Below are 18,146 nucleotides of genomic sequence, written 5' to 3'. Positions count from 1 at the left end.
CAAAAAGAAAAAGGTCTTTAATTGTATGAGGCCTTTTTCTCCATTGATATTATTTTTTCGTAAAGACTTTAGCATCGCTAATCCATGTTATTCTTTCAGTATGTGGTAGCTCTACACTCCCAATCGGAAAAGGATTCCGCGATTCTGGACCATGAAAGTCACTACCTCCAGAAACAAGGAGATTAAATGCTTCTGCCATTCTCCCCCAGTAGTTTTGCTCCTTATCGGAATGTTTGGAGTGATATACTTCGATACCATCTAACCCCGAATCAATTAACTGTTGAAGCTGAAATTCATGTTTATAAATGCCTGGATGAGCTAGAAATGCAAGACCGCCAGCTTCGTGGATTAGTTTAATAGCATCCTCTGCGGAAAAACTGCCTCTTTCTTCAAAAGCAGGCTTTCCTTTTTTTAAAAGCTGTTCATATGCATCCTTACTGTTTTGAAAATATCCTGCTGATACTAGTTCATCTGCAATATGGGTTCGAACAAGTACGCCCTTTCCAACACGCGCAAGGCAATTGTTAAAGGAAATGTCGTAGCCAAGATTTCTTAATTTCTCCACTATTCCTTTTCCCCATTGAATTCTGTCCTCCACTCTCCAAGAGACATGATCTTTTAATTTAGGATGATGCGGGTCAAATTGATAGCCTAATATATGCAATTCACCTTGAGGACCATCTGTATTAAGTTCAATCCCAGGGATAACCTTTAATGCATCCTTGCTATAGGATAAAGCTTCTTCATACCCAGTTAATACATCATGATCCGTTATTGCAATAATTTCCAACCCTTTTTTGATACTATCCTCTACAATTTCTTGTGGTGTCCAAAAACCATCAGAGTAGATGGAATGTATATGCAAATCCATCATGCTTTTCCCTCCTAGTCTACCTGCTCCCTGTCAGCACAGCTCTTTCCTCTACTCCACTAAATATCCTCAAGGAAACAGCGTCTCCTGGCAGAAATCGTTTTTCAAAAACAGATCCATACACATTAATTGTCTCTTCCCCCACTTGAACGCTATAATGAATTTCATTCCCTTGAAACTGGGCAAACTGGATAATTCCTGTCATCTCTTCTTGCTCTGCCTCGCCAAGCTTCCATTGCTCAGGACGAACAGGGTAAAGATTTTGGGATTTGATCTCCTTTGAAATTCCGATGTCTTTCCAAGAAACATTAGGAAACTCCGCGGGAATAAACCGATCCTCTCCAATCCACTCTCCTTTGATCAGATTGCTCTTTCCAACAAATGTGGCAACAAATACCGACTGGGGATTATTATAGATACTTTCCGGAGTACCAATCTGCTCGATTCTTCCATTATTCATTACAACAATTCTATCAGCCATCGCCAAAGCTTCCCCTTGATCATGGGTAACATAAATTATGGTAGTTCCCAGCTTCTGGTGAATCCTACTAATCTCTCTTCTCATCTCCATACGAAGCTCCGCATCAAGTGCACTTAATGGTTCATCCATCAAAAGAAGAGATGGCTTTGGAACGATAGCACGAGCAAGTGCAACTCGCTGTTTTTGACCTCCAGAAAGTTCAGCCGGATAGCGTGTTTTCAAATGGGTAAGGCCCACCATTCCTAATGCTTCTCCAATTCTAATCTCCTGCTCCTCTTTGCCATTTGTTCTGCCAAACCGATGATGCTTAAGAGGAAAGCGAATATGGTCTTCTACTGTCATATGCGGCCATAATGCAAAGGATTGAAAGACCATACTTATATTCCTTTTCTCAGGTGGAACGAGTTTACTAGAGCTTGCTGCTAACTCATTATCTATCGTAATCGTTCCTTCTGTCGGTTTCATAAACCCTGCCAAAAGCCTTAATAACGTCGTCTTTCCACATCCAGAAGGACCTAGAATAGCGATAAATTCACCATTTAGCAATTCTAAGTTAATATTATTTAAGGCTGTAAAGCTTCCATAGTTCTTTTTTAACCCATCAATACTAATCACTCTTCATCACCTTCTTCTTCCAGATTTTTTCTAATAAAACAAATAGAATGCCCATGATCAATACAGATCCCACAATTAAAGTGGAAAATGCCGTTGAGTAAGTAGTGTATCCAGCTTGCTCAAAACTAAAGATAACAACACCTATCGTTTCAGAACCGCTAGACCATAATAAACTGGACACAGTCAGCTCTGTAAGAGCAGTCAGAAACACAAGAGCAGCTCCGCTTAATATACCAGGCATTAGCAAGGGAAAAAGGATGCTTCTCCATTTAGCTAATGCTTTTGCCCCTGAAATTCTTGCTGCTTCCTCCACAGAAGAATCAATTTGCGAAAAAGCAGTCAGGCTTCCTCTCATCTGTAGTACCGTAAAGCGAGTGATATAAGCAATAAGCAAAATCCATATCGTGCCGTAAATTCCTGGCTGAAAGCCTGGCACTGGCTGCAGCCACATCAATATAATTGCTAATGCAAATACCGTTCCTGGCAAAGCATAAGGAATGGTTACAATAATTTCTGAGACCTTCACTAAAACAGATGGCTTTTTAAAACGAAGATAAGCAATAATTGTTCCAATTACCATACAAATCAGCATGGTCACCAAGGCAAGCGTTACGCTGTTTCCTATCGCAGCGCCTGTTTTACCATCCTCAAATAATAGATACGAATAGTTTTTTAAAGAAAGATTTTCCAAAGCAAGAGATAATCCATATGCCTTGATAAAGGATGTAGAAGCCATAACAACTAATGGCAAAAGTGTCGTGAGCAACAGGAACATCCAGAGCACTATTTCCACTGCATTTCGCAAGCCCCTTGGGAGAAAATACCTTGGCTCTATATCTCGTGCTGCTGTTTCACTTACATTGCTTTTTCTTATAATTGCCCATTGGAGGACTGTCCCAATTAAAGCAATTACACCAAGAATAACGGAAAGAACAGCAGCTCTTGCAAAGGCAGATGGTCCATATCCAATAATCTGTTCGTAAATATACGTACTCAAAACACGGATATTTGCTGGTATACCAAGAAAAGCCGGAATGCCGAAATTATCAATATTAGATAAAAACGCAAGAATACCACCACTCGCAATTCCCGGAAGCGCCATTGGAAAAATTACTTTTCGAAAGACAACTCCCCCAGATGCCCCAGAAGTATTGGCGGCATATTTCAGTTCCCTTGGTATCCTGCGAAATACTTCCACACTCATCAAATAAACAAGGGGATAATGGGAAAGCCCAAGAACAAAAATGATTCCTCCCATACTGTACAAATTAACTGATTGATGGAAAAGAAATTGGATAGGTCCATTTCCTCCAAAGAACTGTACCCACGCAAGGGTTGAGATATACGATGGTATCAAAAAGGGTAAAAAGATAAGTAATTGCAGCCACTTTTTTGCCCTAATATTCAAATATGCCATGGTAAATGCAAGCCCTACTCCTAAAACAAGGGAAAGCAATGTACTTGAGACCGTAATGATAACAGTATTTTGAATCGTCTTCCACGTAGCCCTTTCTACCAATACTTCCTGATAAAGCTCCAGACTAATTCCTTCTCCAGAGGATATGCTCAGCCAGACAAGACGCCAAACAGGAAGTAAAAAAACAAAGATAAGCAGCAAAAATCCAAGAATCCCCCACCACTTACGGGAAAGATAAGAAAAGGAGAGCGGAAATAATGCTTCCGTCTTCCTTTCAGCGCTCTGAATAGATGAGTTCATTATGTCCACTCCTTCATAAATAGTGTTCTATTCACTGATTACCGTTTCAAATTCCTTCTTATCACCGTCTCTGGCACGATATAATTCTTGCACATCAGTAGAAAGGACTTTCATTTCATCTATCGTTTTAAGTCCCTCAGGAGCTTCAACCCCTTTGCGAATTGGTGTATATCCAAGCTCGGCAGCAAGCTTTTGTCCTTCCTCGGATAGAACGAAATCAACAAAGGCTTGTGCTGCATCTACATTGTCTGCGTCCTTCATAATTCCTATTGGTTCAGTGATAACAGGCACCCCTTCTTCAGGATAAATTAGCTCCACTGGAGATCCTTCTGCTTTCGCGCGTGTAACTAGATAATCTACAACCATCCCATAGTCTTTTTCTCCACCAGCAACACCTTTAAGTACATCGCCATTCCCTTTTGTAACCGTTACATCATTTGCAGCAATATTTTTGTAAAAGTCCCATCCTAATTTATCTTGGCGAGTAAACACTCCTAAATTATAGGCAGCAGCACCGGAATATAATGGACTTGGCATAATAATTTTCCCTTTTGCTTCTTTAGAAGTAAGGACATTCCAGCTTGTTGGCAATTTTTTTACTTTTTGCGTGTTTACAACTAATCCAGTTGCCATGACCTTCGTTCCATAGTAAGTATGATCTGGATCAACAAGCTCAGCAGGAATTTCAGCAGCTTCTTTTGATTCATATGCTTTGAGCATATCCTCTTCTTTTAAACTTTCAAATGTTACTGCATCTGCTACCAATAGAACATCTGCTTGAATCTTGCCAGCCATTTTTTCCGCTTTAATTTTTGAAATGACTTCCTCTGTTCCTGAACGGAATGTTTCTACCTTTACATCAGGATATTTAGCTTGAAATCCTTCTACTAATTTAGCAGCATCTGCATCGGGCTGTGAGGTATAAAAATGAAGGGATCCCTCTAGCTTCGATTCTGATGAACCTGTATCTTTAGAGGCATTACTGGGCTCACTGCTTTCCTTACTGCCACAGCCTGCTGTAAAAACCATCAGTATTCCAAACATTAATACAAGCATCCACTTACGCATAATCTATTTCCTCCTCATCTGTACTAGCAATATTTAAATGAGCAAACCAACGTTCAATTTGTTCTTTTTTTCTTCTATGAAATGTTCTAAACTCGATTGGCGATATGGTCACATAGCCTGTTCTCAACAAAGTGTAATCACTATCTGCTTTAAGGTCCTTCATATTATGAAGCTGATCCTTCAGCCAGTAGTACACTTGTCCGTGCGGATCATTCAGTCCAACATATGAATACCTGGCAACATCCATATCTAGAGGAACAATACGAACTCCCTTATAAACTTCCCTCGAGAGGTATGGTAAGTTCACATTCAGAAAGACTCCCTTTGGAATCTTGTTTTGCAGAAGTACTTCCACAATAGGATAAAGCAGCTTTTTCACTTTTTCATAATTGATATCTATATCAGAAAAAGCGTTTAACGATACTGCTACAGCTGGAATGCCATAAAGCAGCCCTTCCACCGCTCCAGCCATGGTGCCTGAGTAATAAAGATCACGCCCTAAATTTGGCCCAAGATTTATCCCTGAAATAACAAAGTCTGGCGGCTCTTTCATCAGCACTTCTATTCCAAGCTTGACGCAATCTGCCGGAGTTCCATTAACAGCCCAGCAGCCTTTTACACCAGGAAAAAGCGGGAGTGGTTTTGCTTTTAAAGGAACTCTTAATGTTATCGAATGACTGACAGCACTTCTTTCCTGATCTGGGCAGGACACATAAACATCTGCAAAATGCTGAAGCACTTCAACTAGTGCCTGGAGACCTGGAGCAAAAATACCATCATCGTTTGTTACGAGCACTTTCATTGTGGTACCTCCTTCATCATTGCCAGGCTTTTTAAATAATGAAGATTATGATTCCACCAGTTCAAGCTTTCTGATGCATCAAAGCCCTCTACTACAACTGGAAGATCATTGATCGATATAAATTCTTTCAGCATATTTCTATCAAGAATACCCGTACCAAGAGGAACATGCAGCTGCCCCCGAGAATTGTCACTAATATGAATTTTGTCCACATTTATTAACTGAGCAAAGGCTTGCTGTGGAGTTCCTTCTGAAATATGAGCAACGTCAAAGGTTGTTTTCAGTTCCGGCAAGAAGCCCGCGATCAGTCGATTCATTGTTTCTGGAGTTGTCACGAATTCCTTTGCCTTTACCTCCATCAATTCTATGCTTAAGGTTTTCTTGTACCGCTTTGCTGTTTCGATTAATGTCAAAATAGATTCCATCATGAAAGATTCATATATTTCCTGTTTTATCTGCGGAAGTGTCAACCTCCCCGGATGAAACGTTATCGAGTCTGCCCCTATCTCATCTGCTAACTTAATAGAATTCTGGATCTGCTTTACAGAGCCTTCTCTTATTTCTTTTTCTAGAGAACTAATATTTAAGTCCCAACTCGCCGCATGCATGGTTAGGTTGATAGACTGATTCCGATTCGCTTCACGAATTTTGTTTGGATCTGTACCATGAAACCATACATGTTCTGCCCAAATTTCTAATCCTGATAACCCGCTCTGCTTAGCAAGCTGGACCACTTGATCTACCGGATAAGCCCAAGCTAGTGTGGACGCAAAATGCATAAAAGTACCTCACTCCTTTTGATTACTTTAATTTCTCTATTAATTTAAATTTTAGAAAATAAATATAAAGCTACATTAGGGAGTAGTGTAAAGAAATCATTAAATAAAATTCTGATTATTTAAGCTGAAGGGATTGATTTTACAGGAAAAAAGCGAGCTTTTGTAAAAGAAGCGTAAATTATTTACATTTGATTAAAATACATGGCGATTTAAAAAGGAGAAAGTTAAGTTAGTTTGAAAAGACCTTGGAAGATTGCTAACAGCTAAGTAAAAGCAAATTATACTAAAGACAAAATGCCTCTCCGAATAGGAGTTGCTCCAGTTTGTTTGTTTTTCTCTATTCCCTTTTTCCTCTGCTTCTCTTCCTTTTGGGCACAGAGGATGTCTCTCCATTTCCTTTGCCTTTATTTCTGTTATCTTCCATATTAAAAATAAATAAAATCAGGGAGTGTGCTTTGTAAATGTGGATTTTGTTCGAGGTTAACAAAACTTATTGATTTCATTATTCGTATAGGAAAGTAAAAATAGCGAATGGTATTGATAACGATGTTTAAATCTGAATTAGTAAATTTAGTTTTGAAATTTGTTTGTTATGTTCTATTTATACTTTTTATTCTCTTTAGTTTTGTTGATTATTGGTTGAAAATTGCTTTTGTTGTTCTTATTATCCCTCTATGGGTAATTACGGATGTTATACAATATAGGAAAAAGAAAGAAACCCATGAATTTTAAAACGACAAACGGCTTATAATTTGTAAAATAAAAATGCCTACCACCACTGGCTAATCGAACAATCCGATTCTACCAGGAGTAGAGGCATTTTTTCTAATTTATAATTTCATTAAACATTGGCCCACATTCCAACACTTTTAATTTTCTTATATTCAGGCTGCCAAACTGCATCGACCACAGCCTTTGTTACATCCGTAATCTCGGCTCTTGCAATTCCTTCCTCTATAGCCGCTTTTGCGACTTCCACTGCCACATAGATAGAGACATCATGTAATTTCTCAATCGAAGGAAGTAACGATGCCCCTGGTTGGTTCGTTTCACACATTTCGGCGACCGCATTAGCGGCTGCAGCAAACATTCCTTTGGAAATAATTTGCGCTTTTGCAACAATAGCACCAAGTCCCAAACCTGGGAAGACAAATGCATTATTCGACTGCCCAATTTCATAGGAAACACCATTATATTCTACATCAGCAAACGGACTTCCTGTTGCAATTAATGCTTTTCCATCCGTCCATTTAATCAAGTTTTCCGGCATAGCCTCAGCCAGATTAGTAGGATTGGACATCGGCATAATAATAGGACGTTCAACATGCTTTGCCATTTCTTTCACGATTTCTTCCGTAAAAGCACCCGCTTGGCCAGAAGTACCAATTAAGATGGTTGGCTTCACCCTTTTAACTACTTCCATTAAGGAAATGATTCCATCTTCATTTCGATTCCAATGCTTAACTTCTTCTGCTTTTCTTACATAAGGCATTTGAAATTTCAAAACACCTGGTGTTTCATCTGTCAGTAATCCTCGATAGTCAATTGCAAAGAAACGGTCATAGGCTTCTTCTTTAGTAAGTCCCTCTAGAGCCATTGTATCAACCATTTGGTCCGCATTACCGATTCCAGCAGCACCCGGACCAAAGACAACAATGCGCTGATCCTTCAATGCTCCACCTGTGACTTTTAATGCAGACATAATCGCTGCAAGCGTTACAGCACCTGTTCCTTGAATGTCATCATTAAAGGTAAGAATTTTGTCCCCATATTTATCCAAAATATTGCGGGCGTTCACATTGCCAAGATCCTCCCAATGAAGAAGCACTTCTGGGAAAAACCTTCTTGCAGTATCAATGAATAAATCAATGAATTGATCATAACGTTCCCCACGAACACGGGCAAACTTGTTACCAATATAAATAGGGTCGTCAATTAAAGACTGATTATTTGTACCAACATCTAGTACAACCGGCAGAACTCGGCTAGGATCAATACCAGCAGCTGCTGTATATACCGCTAGTTTTCCTATTGCAATATTAATACCACCTACTCCTTGATCTCCAATTCCAAGGATACTTTCCGAATCAGTGACAACAATTAAATCTATATCATTTTTGGCTTTTCCTAGATTACGAAACGCCTTTTCCACCCCTTCCAAATGATCAATGGAAAGATATAATCCTTCTGGACGATGATAGCTATGAGAGTAAGACTGGATAGCATCACCGACAGTCGGGGTATAAACGATTGGCAGCATTTCTGCAAGATGTTCTTTTAAAAGTCGGTAATATAGAACGACATTGCGATTATATAAATCATTCAGTAAGCCGTTTTTGAAAAGATTAGTGGTCCTCATCAAATATTGCTCATAGACTCTGTTTACTTGTTCATCAAGCGTAAGTACTTGTGGCGGTAACAGACCGTCTAGACCAAGGTCTTCTCTTTCCTCTTTCGTAAAAGCTACTCCTTTATTTAAAAAGGGATTAGAGAGAATTTCTTTTCCTTTTAACGTTGTGATAATTACATTATCTGACACAGTCATTGTGGGTAATCCTTCTTTCTATTTAAAATATGATTAAAAGATCGCTTTTTTTATTCCTATGTTATTACTGTTTGTACTTTCTCACTAGGTTATTTAACTTAAATTCATTATTTTGTAACTAAATAATGCAGTACTCGTTTTTATCTGTCATGCTGCACTCGCCATCGACTTTTTGGTCTTCTTTCTTTGCGACCTTTTAAATACATAGCTAACAATAATCGGACAGATAATGGCAGATACAACACATGCTGCTGCAACTTGAGCAGTAGCTGCTGGGGCTATTGAAGATAAGGTCGGATCTGCGGCTGCAACCACAGCTGGTGTAGCGACAGCATTCCCAGCAGTAGAGCCTGTTGCTAAGCCAACAATTGGATTTTCTTTAAATAATTTCAAAAGAAGATAAGCTCCAATTCCTGTAAACGCAGCTATTAATCCTAGTAATAACCCTGGCCCTCCTGCTTCTACAATGGTTCTAAGATCCATTCCTGCTCCTAATGGGAAAGAAAAGAATGGAATTAATAATAATTTACTGCTACCAAGAAACTTTCTCATGTCTGGATCAATATTTCCCAAGATCATTCCAATCAAAATTGGGATTAAGACACCTACAAGTGCCTGAAAAGGAATGGCTGCAAGACCGGATGCTCCTAGTGCAACTAGCGTGAAAAATGGTCCGTCTTTTAAAGAAAATAATGCATATGCTCCTACATCTGTTTCATCACCATAAGAAGAAGCAAGCGATGCATATAATCCTCCATTCGCATTTAATAGGGCTGCAAGAATTGCCAATGGCGATAACCCTAATATTCCAGCAGGTCCAAATAGCATGGCGACTGCAATCCCTATCCCCGCACCTACTATAAATTTACCTGTTAGTAAGATGGCACCCTTTTTGATTGCCTTTGGGGCAAGTTTGAAATTAATTTGTGAACCAATCAGAAACATAAATAATGCAAGAATGGTGGATGATGCTTCCTTGCTGAATAAAGCTGTTGTAAAATGACCAATTTCTAAAAATTGCGGGAAAAATGTGTTCGTTAATACCCCTAAAAATAACGGTACAACCATCATACCACCTGGAATTTTATCAAGCGTCTTCTTAATTGGAATATGCATTTTAATCCTCCTAACAAAGTTTTTACTCCCTATTGACTTCATTCGAGCCTCTATCAATACGTTTGAGATTGTTAAGCCCAAAACGTTTTGTTTTTTACAAGTTCATCTTACTCTCCAGTTAAACGCTTTCATAGTTTATGAAAGTTTAATAATTCTTTTTGTAAATAAAAAAAGTAAGCAGCTTTCATGCTGCTTACAAAAAGTTTTTTATTCTGTGTTCTTTTAAGCGATTATATTCATGTTGATAAACAGGTCTTCCAATCGTGCCATAGATTACCTTAACTTCCAGTATTCCTAAATCTTTTAAGAAATTTAAATACTTTCTAGCAGATACTCTTGATATACCTACTAAGTTCGCAGCATCATCGGTCGAGAAAGGTTCCTCTTTTAATTTTTGAACTGCTTCCCATACTTGTTTTAACGTATCCTTTGTTAATCCCTTCGGCAATTCTTCCACTGTCACAGATTCTTCCCTATGTAAAAGAAGCGTATCTAACTCTTGTTGACTAATGGAAGCTTGCTTATTGGTAATCCTAGCTTGCTCTAGATAAGTTGTCAGCGCTGTGTTAAATCTTTCAAACTCAAACGGCTTTATTAAATAATCGACTACACCATGTCTTAAAGCTTTCTTAATGCGCTCAAGATCGGAAGCAGCCGAAATCACGATAACATCAATAGCAAGATCATTTTTTCGAAGATAAGCTAATAGCTCCAGCCCAATCTTTCCAGGCATAAAAATATCTAAAAGGATAAGCTCTATTTTTTCTTTTTTTAATAAAGTAATCGCATCATCTACTGAATTGGCGGTTGCAGTTAAATGAAACCCATTGATTTGAGAAAGATATCGTTTATTAATTTCTGCTACCATTGGATCATCTTCTACAATCATCACATTAATCATTTTATTCATCCTCTGCTTTATATGGTATATATACGGCAAAAGTGGTGCCCTTCCCAGGCTTGGACGAAATAATAAGCTCCCCCTCCAACCTTTCAATCGCCATTACTAATAAGTACAATCCAAATCCTCGATTATTTCCTTTAGTAGAGAAGCCTTTATCTAACACTTTATTTTGAAGTGCATTTGTCATTCCTATTCCAGTATCTTTCACTTCGATCGTTAAAATTTCTTCTGCATAATCCAAGGTGAGATCTATCTTTTTGTTTATGCTGTCTACCATTGCCTCTATTGCATTATCAAAGATATTTCCGATAATCGTAATTAGTTCATTTGTGATCTCCGGGTCTGCTGGTTTTGGAAGGATATTTTCACAATCAAAGGAAAGGGAAACGCCTGATTCTCTAGCAAAGCTTAGCTTACCAATCAAAAATCCAGCAAGTACAGGATCTTGAACCTTCTTCGTAACAAAGCCTACCTCTGTTTCCCGATGATTAACCGTTTCACTTACATAATTAGCAAGGGTTTCATATTGTTCCGTACGAACTAAACCAAGGATAACATGGAGTTTATTCATAAACTCATGCGCCTGAGCACGGAGCGCATCTGCATAATTGCGCACCCCTGTCAGCTGCTCAGCTAATTGTTGAACCTCTGTTTTATCACGGAATGTGGCAATAGCCCCAACTACTTGATTTTCTACCACTACAGGAACTCTATTTACCAAAATGGTTACCCCATGCAAGTTCTGCTCTTGATCCAAATCCATTTCACCAGATTTTATGATGCGTGTTAACCGAGTTTCTGGTAAATAATCTTCAATCTTCCTTCCAATAGCATCCTCCCCAATGCCTGCTTTTTGAAAAAGCTTACTAGCTGCTTTGTTCACAAGCGTGATTTTTCCCTCCTGATCAATGGCTATAATTCCTTCACGTACAGACTGCAGCATCGAGCTACGCTCTTCCAAAAGCTTAGCAATAGCAAAGGGTTCAAGCCCTAACAGAATTTTCTTGAAATACCTCGCCAGCACGACAGCCCCTATTATGCCGATGAGAATTCCTATTAAAGTCCCTATTCCAATCCCCATCCGTCCTTTGTGGACAGCTTCTGTTACACTCTTTAAAGAAATTCCTACTGCCACCGCACCAATTTGCTCTTCCTCAGCGTTTTTTATTGGCGTAAATGCCCGCATCGATTTTCCGAGCGTTCCTTTGGAAATGGACACATACTCCTTTCCATTAAGCACTGGTCCTTCATCTCCTCCGCTAAAATGCTTTCCAACTTTACTAGCTTCCGGATGGGATAGACGGTTTCCGTTCATATCCATCACCACAACAAAGTTCACATTCGTCTGGGTTTTAATTTGATTGGCAAATACTTGGACATCTTCCTATTCTCTCGACCTTCAAGAACTCCTATTACTTGCGGAGTTATCGCCATCATCCTCGCAACATCCAGTGCCTTCTCTTTCTGTGTTTCTTCCACGCTGGAGGTAATGCTATTACTGATAATCAAATCCGTAATTCCAAGGGAGAAAGCAACAACAATACATACAAAAATAATAATGATAGCTTGTAAACTGAATTTGCCTTTTTTCATATTCTCCTCCAAGGGGTTATAGGGTTAATTGTTATCGTAGTACTTAAATAAAAAACTGCTCATTCTAAAGAGACAAAAACAGACTCCATTCTCTATCATAAATGGCAAAACAGCATTAAGGAGAAATAATCAGCATATAATATAGACTACTATTTAATAAAAGAGTGTCTATCACTTGATATATAAGGTCATGAAAACTAAAAAACCTTCCCTTGTAAAGAGAAAGTTTTTTAAATTCATTATATACTTAAATAAACTATAGGGCTTTTTTGTAATTAAAAAAAGTCCTTCCTTATAGCAGGGAAATGCTGTCATAAGTTGATGTTGTTTTCATAAAAAATGATAAGTGTTCTTTTAAAAATGCCACATAACGGTCAATCTCTTCTACTGTAGAGTATGGTGAAATGCTGAAAAATTTATGCGCATATACAGGGATTTGCTTGTTTGAATTTGCTGCTTTTACTAGGCACTGCTTTTTTGTATTCCCAAAGAAAATCGTATCTCTTTCAGCACCGATTATTTCTGCAAACGCATCATTAAATTGATTAATTTCAATCATTTCCTCAGCAGTTAAAAGACCGTTCCTTTCTTCTTTCCATTTTGGCTCTTCTGGATAAAAACGGAAAGTGGTAATCGGTGAAACCTCATTCGTAATGGCAACATTCGGGATTTCTTTTGTCAGCGTTTCTCTAAATTTACTATTCACACGAATATAGTTAGCTAGCAGCATTTGATATCCCTCCACACCAAATGCTAATAACGATGCATAAATTGCTAACGCACTTCCCATTCGCGAACATTCTAATGTATAGCCTGTATGGTAGCTGCCGTAACCACGATTGCCAACATAAGGAGTTTCCTCTTCGTCTAAATCAACATACTTAAGGCTTTCTCTGTTTTTAATCAAAAATAAACTTGTAATATACGGTGTTTGTCCTAGCTTATGGAAATCAAATACCATACTATCAGCATGCTTGATCTGTTTAAACTTCTGTTGATAGGATTGCAAAACTTCCTTAACATCATCTTCCAATTGAAGGGCATTTCTCTCAAAATCATAGTCATTAAAGAAGGTGTACATTCCTCCCATCGCTGAGTCTGCATGAATATAGAGCGGGCTTAGACAATGCTTGCGTTCTAGCTCCTCCGCTAGCTGCTTAATTCCTGCTATATCATCAATTCCAAAGGTATCCGTTGTGCCCATTGTTGCAAGAATATAAAGAGGCACCCCACCTTTTGCAATAACTTGCTCTATTTTCTCCTTTAAGTCTTCTAGATTCATAGAATGATCTTGGTTCACCTTAACTCTAACCATATTTTCTACTCCAATTCCGGCTGCTTCTACAGATTTATATAAGCTGTAGTGGGATAACTCAGAACAAAAGCAGTAAAGATTTTTCGGAATGCCCATTTGGTTAGAGGAAGGAGCATAACGAGCAATAGCGATGCGTAAAGAATTGAAAACAGCTCCTTGCCCTCCCCATGTTGTATAGCCCGCACTTAAATTTTCGTCATATCCGATTAATTTAGACAGCATACTTGTGATTTCCACTTCAGCTGCAGCTGCGGCCGGGCCTTCTACATCCCAAAGGTTATTCCCATTTACAAGCACCATGACTAAATTACCTATGATACTAGCAATATTCGGCAAAGGTGCTGCATTGGCCACATAATTACGATTGACATAGCGATGACCTTCTACCAATTTTAGAAGCTCTTTGATTACTTCATCGATCGACACCCCTGCTTGAGGAACATTCGCATTTTGAATCACACGATTATAATAATCCTCGGTGTACTCTGGCATTTCTCCAAGTGTTAATTTGTCAGGATCCTTTAATTCATCTATTTTTGTTAAAATTGTCTTAAAGTAGGACAGTAATTCCTCTCGTTGAAAGTCATTTCCGTCCATGCTAGGAAACAATGCTTGTATTTCCTTCATTTTATTTGACCTCCTTGACGTTTTTCCTAGAAGTATTTTTTATTTAAACAAAGTAATAATCCAATCTGATAAGCCTGCTGCGTCTAAAAAAACGATAACAATGGCAATAGGAACAACGTATTTCAACAGAACATAACAAATCATAAAAAATACATATCCTACATTTGATCCTCGCTTTAATTCTGCAAATAAATCAGCCTTTGAAACTTTTTGAGAAACAAAAATAGCAATTAATAATGCACCTAGAGGCATTAAGATGTTACTAACCAGATAATCCATCAAATCAAAAATTGTCTTATTGAATAGATAGATTTCGGAAAGAGCACCATACGATAGGCAAGATGGAATACCAACAATAAAAATAAGGAATCCAATTATCCAAGTAGCTTTCTTCCTTTTAGCTGCATCATTTTTAGTAACTGCTGCAACTATAATTTCAATCATTGAGAATGCGGAAGTGAGAGCTGCAAATAAGAATAATAGTAAAAAGGCCAAGAAAAAAACCATACCAAAGGGCATATGAGCAAACACTGCAGGTAAAACAGAGAATATTAACACAGGTCCTGCATTTGGCTCCATACCAAAGGAGAAAACTCCTGGAAAAATAGCTAATCCCGCCAATAAAGCTATAACGATATTCAAGATAATGATCGAAATGGCCGAACGGGGTAGATTTTGAGACTTAGGTAAATAGGAAGCATATGTAAGCATAACCGAAACACCTAATGACAAGGTAAAAAACGCTTGTCCTAATGCAAATAAAATACTCTCAGATGTCAGCTTCGAAAAATCTGGCACAAGCAGGAACTTTACTCCCTCCATTGCTCCATCCAAACTTAAAGAGCGAATCACTAATATTAAAAATAAAATAACTAATGCAGGCATCATAATTTTACTTGCTAATTCAATTCCTTTTTGCACACCTTGGGCAACAACAAGAATCGTGATTAGCATAAATACAAGCTGTGCCGATATAGTGGAATAAGGGTTGGAAATAATTTCGCCAAACAGCTCTCCGTATTGATCTTGACTCAGTCCAGCTAAACCACCGCTCAAAACCTTTACAATATATAGGATTATCCAGCCGCCTACAACGCTATAAAACGAAAGAAGTAAAAAGCTTGTAAACACACCGAGTTTACCAATAAAATTCCACTTAGGATTAGAGGCTAGCTTGCCATATGTTCGAATCGCATTACTTTGCCCCATTCTCCCAATCATAAACTCTCCTAATAATAAGGGCATACCCAACACCAAAGTAAATACTAAAAAAAGTAAGAGAAAGGCTCCTCCTCCCCCTGTTCCAGCGACGTAAGGAAATTTCCAAATAGCCCCCAATCCTATCGCTGATCCGGCTGCTGCTAAAACAAATCCTATTTTTGATCTCCATTGCTCTTGTTGTGACATAATTACTCCCTTTCCTGTTGCAACATACAATCCCTTCTGCTAGAAACTCAAATCCAAATAAAAAAGTCCACACGAAGGAGGACATAAAAAAGCAATCTATTGCTTTATAAGCAAATATCCAACCCTTTTGGCAACCCTGGCTACCATGGAAATACTTCTTTAGGCCCGCAGCTTTGCGTCCTCATTTTTCAATGAGTTTGCTATTTTCGAAGGAATATAACAAAATACTGTTATTTACGTTAAAAGTGGAATTAAAGTAAAAGCTTCTCACAAGTTTGAATACCGATGAGAAGCTTTTTTCTAACTTAAACCGCTACAGTAATATCACCTTCAGCATGTGATTTTTGTTCTGAAGCTTGATTCCACGTGGATAATAGTTTATCTACATCATTTTTCAATTCTAAAAGATTTTCGGCTTCTTGTACTAGACCTTGAATTGTTTGTAATTCATCATCGCTGATTTCGATTAATTCCTCAAACATTTCAACCGATTCTCGTGAGATAGAAGCTATCTGTACAATTGTCGCCATGATTTGTTGAGAAGCAGACGATAGTTCTTCTGTACTTGCAGAGGAATTCTCATTATTTTCCGCAATAACCTTTGTCGTCGACAGAATCTGTTCAAACATTGTTCCAACCTCTAAGATGTTAGTATTTGTCTCTTTAAATTCTTCTGTGCCCTGTTGCATTGATTTAACAACTATATTCGTTTCTTCTTGAATATTTTTCACAATATTCGATACTTCTGAAGAGGACTGACGGGACTGTTCAGCCAATTTTCGTACTTCATCTGCTACAACAGCAAATCCCTTACCGTGTTCACCGGCCCGAGCTGCTTCTATCGCTGCGTTTAAAGCCAATAAATTAATTTGTTCGGAAATACCTGTAATTACTTTTACGATTGTTCCAATTTCTTTAGATTTTTCTCCAAGATTATTGATGGCATGAAAAGTTGTATTAATTGTTTGATTAAATTGCTCCATTTGCACTAAAGAGTCCTTTAACTTTTCGTCTCCCTCTTGCGTTAATTCTAATGTAGTATTGGACTGTTCCGAAATTTGATTGGATCTTATGGATAAATCCTCAATCGCCTGAGCCATTTCTTCCATTGAAAGGGCGCTTTCCTCTGTAGCGACTAATTGTTTCTGTAAGCCTCTGCCAACCTCGTCAATTGCTGCTCTAACAATGTCCGCTTTTTCCATCGCGTATTCACCAATTTCAGTTAAACTTTCTCCCTTTTTATGTACATTTTTGGAAAAAGAAAAGAACTTTCCCCTTACACGCTCTAAAAATTCAATTAATTGATTAAAGGTAGCATGATAAGAACTTGAACCTTCTACTTTGCTGCTCATACTGCCTGCAGCTATTTCTTTCATCCCGTTCATGATCTCTTTATTAATATAAGGATGATGTTTCAATGTAAAATATCGATAAGCAAAATACACGGTGGTAACCAATAAGATAACAATAATACCTAGCAATATAGCCTCCATAATAAATAACTCTCCTATTTATATATTTGTTTAGACATACTGAAATTTTAAAACTCTTTCATAATGATATAAGTGCCGTCAGCGATTGTTGCAGGAATATCTTTTAATCTGCTATTTTCTTGATATTTATGAACAATATAATTTCCTTTAACATCTCTATATTTCTTCATATTATGATATTTTTCCATGACACGCATAGACTTAGGATTTGTTGCTTCTCCTACAACAGCCTTTAATCCCTGTTCAGATGCTTTCGTTATTAATTTATTTCCTAATTGCTTAATAATTTCGTGACGCTCAAGTTCAGCAGTTACTCCTAACATGAATAAATGAAGTATCTCGCCATCCTGCAGTTCTTTTCCAGTGCGCTGCTTATAATCATCCAAAAAGCGTTTATCTACATCCTCAAGAACATGCAGAATAACATTCATATCTAAAAAGGTGCCTTCAAATACATCTTCTCCAATAATCTCTGGAGCATTGGTATCTCCAGCAAGAACACCAACAACCTTTTGATTATTATCTATTGCAACTGCACAATATCCTTGCTCCACAGTAGCATCTATATAATCTTTCGTGAACTGATAGAAATCCTCATAGCCTATATTTAACTGACCAACCATTGGCTCTTGAACCCATTTCCCAGCAATATCCACTCCAATAAATGAGCTTGCAAGACAGTCAGCAGCCTTTTCGATTAGATCCGTTTGTTCCTTTGTTATAATTTCATATTTATACGACATTTCTACCTTTTGCACTTCATAACTCCCTTTCAAATCGGATTAAAAAATAGCTTTTTTATTAAAACCTGGC

13 protein-coding genes, 1 pseudogene and 1 riboswitch are annotated in these 18,146 nt (G+C 38.0%); all 14 genes and pseudogenes read right to left on the bottom strand.

The genetic code is table 11. The features are described from left to right. Window positions 1–49: 49 nt before the first annotated feature. The 14 genes and pseudogenes from NX902_RS02550 to NX902_RS02485 all read right to left on the bottom strand — a co-directional run bounded on the left by NX902_RS02550 (window position 50) and on the right by NX902_RS02485 (window position 18,091). Window positions 50–874, bottom strand: coding sequence for a PHP domain-containing protein (locus tag NX902_RS02550; RefSeq protein WP_123260034.1), 825 nt, complete (start codon window positions 872–874; stop codon window positions 50–52). 16 nt (window positions 875–890) lie between these two features. Beyond that, window positions 891–1,967 (bottom strand): ABC transporter ATP-binding protein, encoded by a 1,077-nt coding sequence (locus NX902_RS02545; RefSeq protein WP_123258816.1) that lies wholly within the window; start codon window positions 1,965–1,967, stop codon window positions 891–893. Beyond that, window positions 1,960–3,684: an ABC transporter permease subunit gene (locus tag NX902_RS02540; protein WP_163187750.1), complete on the bottom strand. Its 1,725-nt coding sequence runs from the start codon at window positions 3,682–3,684 to the stop codon at window positions 1,960–1,962. The genes NX902_RS02545 and NX902_RS02540 overlap by 8 nt, the downstream gene beginning before the upstream one ends. A gap of 27 nt (window positions 3,685–3,711) precedes the next feature. Next, the gene (locus tag NX902_RS02535; protein WP_095332975.1) at window positions 3,712–4,752 is read right to left on the bottom strand and encodes an ABC transporter substrate-binding protein; all 1,041 of its coding nucleotides are present in this window, start codon (window positions 4,750–4,752) and stop codon (window positions 3,712–3,714) included. Then, window positions 4,745–5,554: a 5'/3'-nucleotidase SurE gene (gene surE / locus NX902_RS02530; RefSeq protein ID WP_095332973.1), complete on the bottom strand. Its 810-nt coding sequence runs from the start codon at window positions 5,552–5,554 to the stop codon at window positions 4,745–4,747. The genes NX902_RS02535 and surE overlap by 8 nt, the downstream gene beginning before the upstream one ends. After that, window positions 5,551–6,333 carry a sugar phosphate isomerase/epimerase family protein gene (locus NX902_RS02525; protein ID WP_123258814.1) on the bottom strand — a complete coding sequence of 261 codons (783 nt, stop codon included), beginning with the start codon at window positions 6,331–6,333 and terminating at the stop codon, window positions 5,551–5,553. Before NX902_RS02525 ends, surE begins: the two co-directional genes overlap by 4 nt. A gap of 841 nt (window positions 6,334–7,174) precedes the next feature. After that, a complete protein-coding gene (locus NX902_RS02520; protein WP_095332967.1) occupies window positions 7,175–8,878 on the bottom strand; it encodes an NAD-dependent malic enzyme in 1,704 nt (567 codons plus the stop codon). A 147-nt stretch (window positions 8,879–9,025) separates the two neighbouring features. Further along, window positions 9,026–9,994, bottom strand: a complete 969-nt coding sequence (locus tag NX902_RS02515) for a 2-keto-3-deoxygluconate permease (RefSeq protein WP_095332966.1) — start codon at window positions 9,992–9,994, stop codon at window positions 9,026–9,028. Window positions 9,995–10,187: 193 nt separating this feature from the next. After that, entirely contained in the window at window positions 10,188–10,895 is a 708-nt protein-coding gene (locus NX902_RS02510; RefSeq protein WP_095332964.1) for a response regulator, read from the bottom strand. Window position 10,896: 1 nt separating this feature from the next. Next, window positions 10,897–12,491, bottom strand: a pseudogene (gene dcuS / locus NX902_RS02505) (DcuS/MalK family sensor histidine kinase). Between the two features lie 292 nt (window positions 12,492–12,783). Continuing rightward, a complete protein-coding gene (locus tag NX902_RS02500) occupies window positions 12,784–14,433 on the bottom strand; it encodes a pyridoxal phosphate-dependent decarboxylase family protein (RefSeq protein WP_163187748.1) in 1,650 nt (549 codons plus the stop codon). Window positions 14,434–14,472: 39 nt separating this feature from the next. Next, window positions 14,473–15,840: a sodium-dependent transporter gene (locus NX902_RS02495; protein WP_163187746.1), complete on the bottom strand. Its 1,368-nt coding sequence runs from the start codon at window positions 15,838–15,840 to the stop codon at window positions 14,473–14,475. 126 nt (window positions 15,841–15,966) lie between these two features. After that, window positions 15,967–16,052: riboswitch (cyclic di-GMP riboswitch) on the bottom strand. Window positions 16,053–16,145: 93 nt separating this feature from the next. After that, window positions 16,146–17,333 carry a methyl-accepting chemotaxis protein gene (locus tag NX902_RS02490; protein ID WP_341160530.1) on the bottom strand — a complete coding sequence of 396 codons (1,188 nt, stop codon included), beginning with the start codon at window positions 17,331–17,333 and terminating at the stop codon, window positions 16,146–16,148. A 47-nt stretch (window positions 17,334–17,380) separates the two neighbouring features. Next, complete coding sequence (locus NX902_RS02485; RefSeq protein WP_235850340.1) at window positions 17,381–18,091, bottom strand: hypothetical protein; 711 nt, start codon at window positions 18,089–18,091, stop codon at window positions 17,381–17,383. Window positions 18,092–18,146: the final 55 nt, after the last annotated feature.

This window comes from Niallia sp. FSL W8-0954 (assembly GCF_038005605.1).
In the GTDB taxonomy this organism is placed as follows: domain Bacteria; phylum Bacillota; class Bacilli; order Bacillales; family Cytobacillaceae; genus Niallia; species Niallia circulans_A.
Note: the sequence above shows the minus strand (reverse complement) of the source record. Positions and strands in the feature narration are given on the sequence as shown.

Coding starts and splice junctions, on each gene's coding strand:
- NX902_RS02550 (WP_123260034.1), bottom strand. CDS start 874: ATGATGGATTTGCATATACATTCCATCTACTCTGATGGTTTTTGGACA.
- NX902_RS02540 (WP_163187750.1), bottom strand. CDS start 3,684: ATGAACTCATCTATTCAGAGCGCTGAAAGGAAGACGGAAGCATTATTT.
- NX902_RS02535 (WP_095332975.1), bottom strand. CDS start 4,752: ATGCGTAAGTGGATGCTTGTATTAATGTTTGGAATACTGATGGTTTTT.
- surE (WP_095332973.1), bottom strand. CDS start 5,554: ATGAAAGTGCTCGTAACAAACGATGATGGTATTTTTGCTCCAGGTCTC.
- NX902_RS02525 (WP_123258814.1), bottom strand. CDS start 6,333: ATGCATTTTGCGTCCACACTAGCTTGGGCTTATCCGGTAGATCAAGTG.
- NX902_RS02520 (WP_095332967.1), bottom strand. CDS start 8,878: ATGACTGTGTCAGATAATGTAATTATCACAACGTTAAAAGGAAAAGAA.
- NX902_RS02515 (WP_095332966.1), bottom strand. CDS start 9,994: ATGCATATTCCAATTAAGAAGACGCTTGATAAAATTCCAGGTGGTATG.
- NX902_RS02510 (WP_095332964.1), bottom strand. CDS start 10,895: ATGATTAATGTGATGATTGTAGAAGATGATCCAATGGTAGCAGAAATT.
- NX902_RS02500 (WP_163187748.1), bottom strand. CDS start 14,433: ATGAAGGAAATACAAGCATTGTTTCCTAGCATGGACGGAAATGACTTT.
- NX902_RS02495 (WP_163187746.1), bottom strand. CDS start 15,840: ATGTCACAACAAGAGCAATGGAGATCAAAAATAGGATTTGTTTTAGCA.
- NX902_RS02490 (WP_341160530.1), bottom strand. CDS start 17,333: ATGGAGGCTATATTGCTAGGTATTATTGTTATCTTATTGGTTACCACC.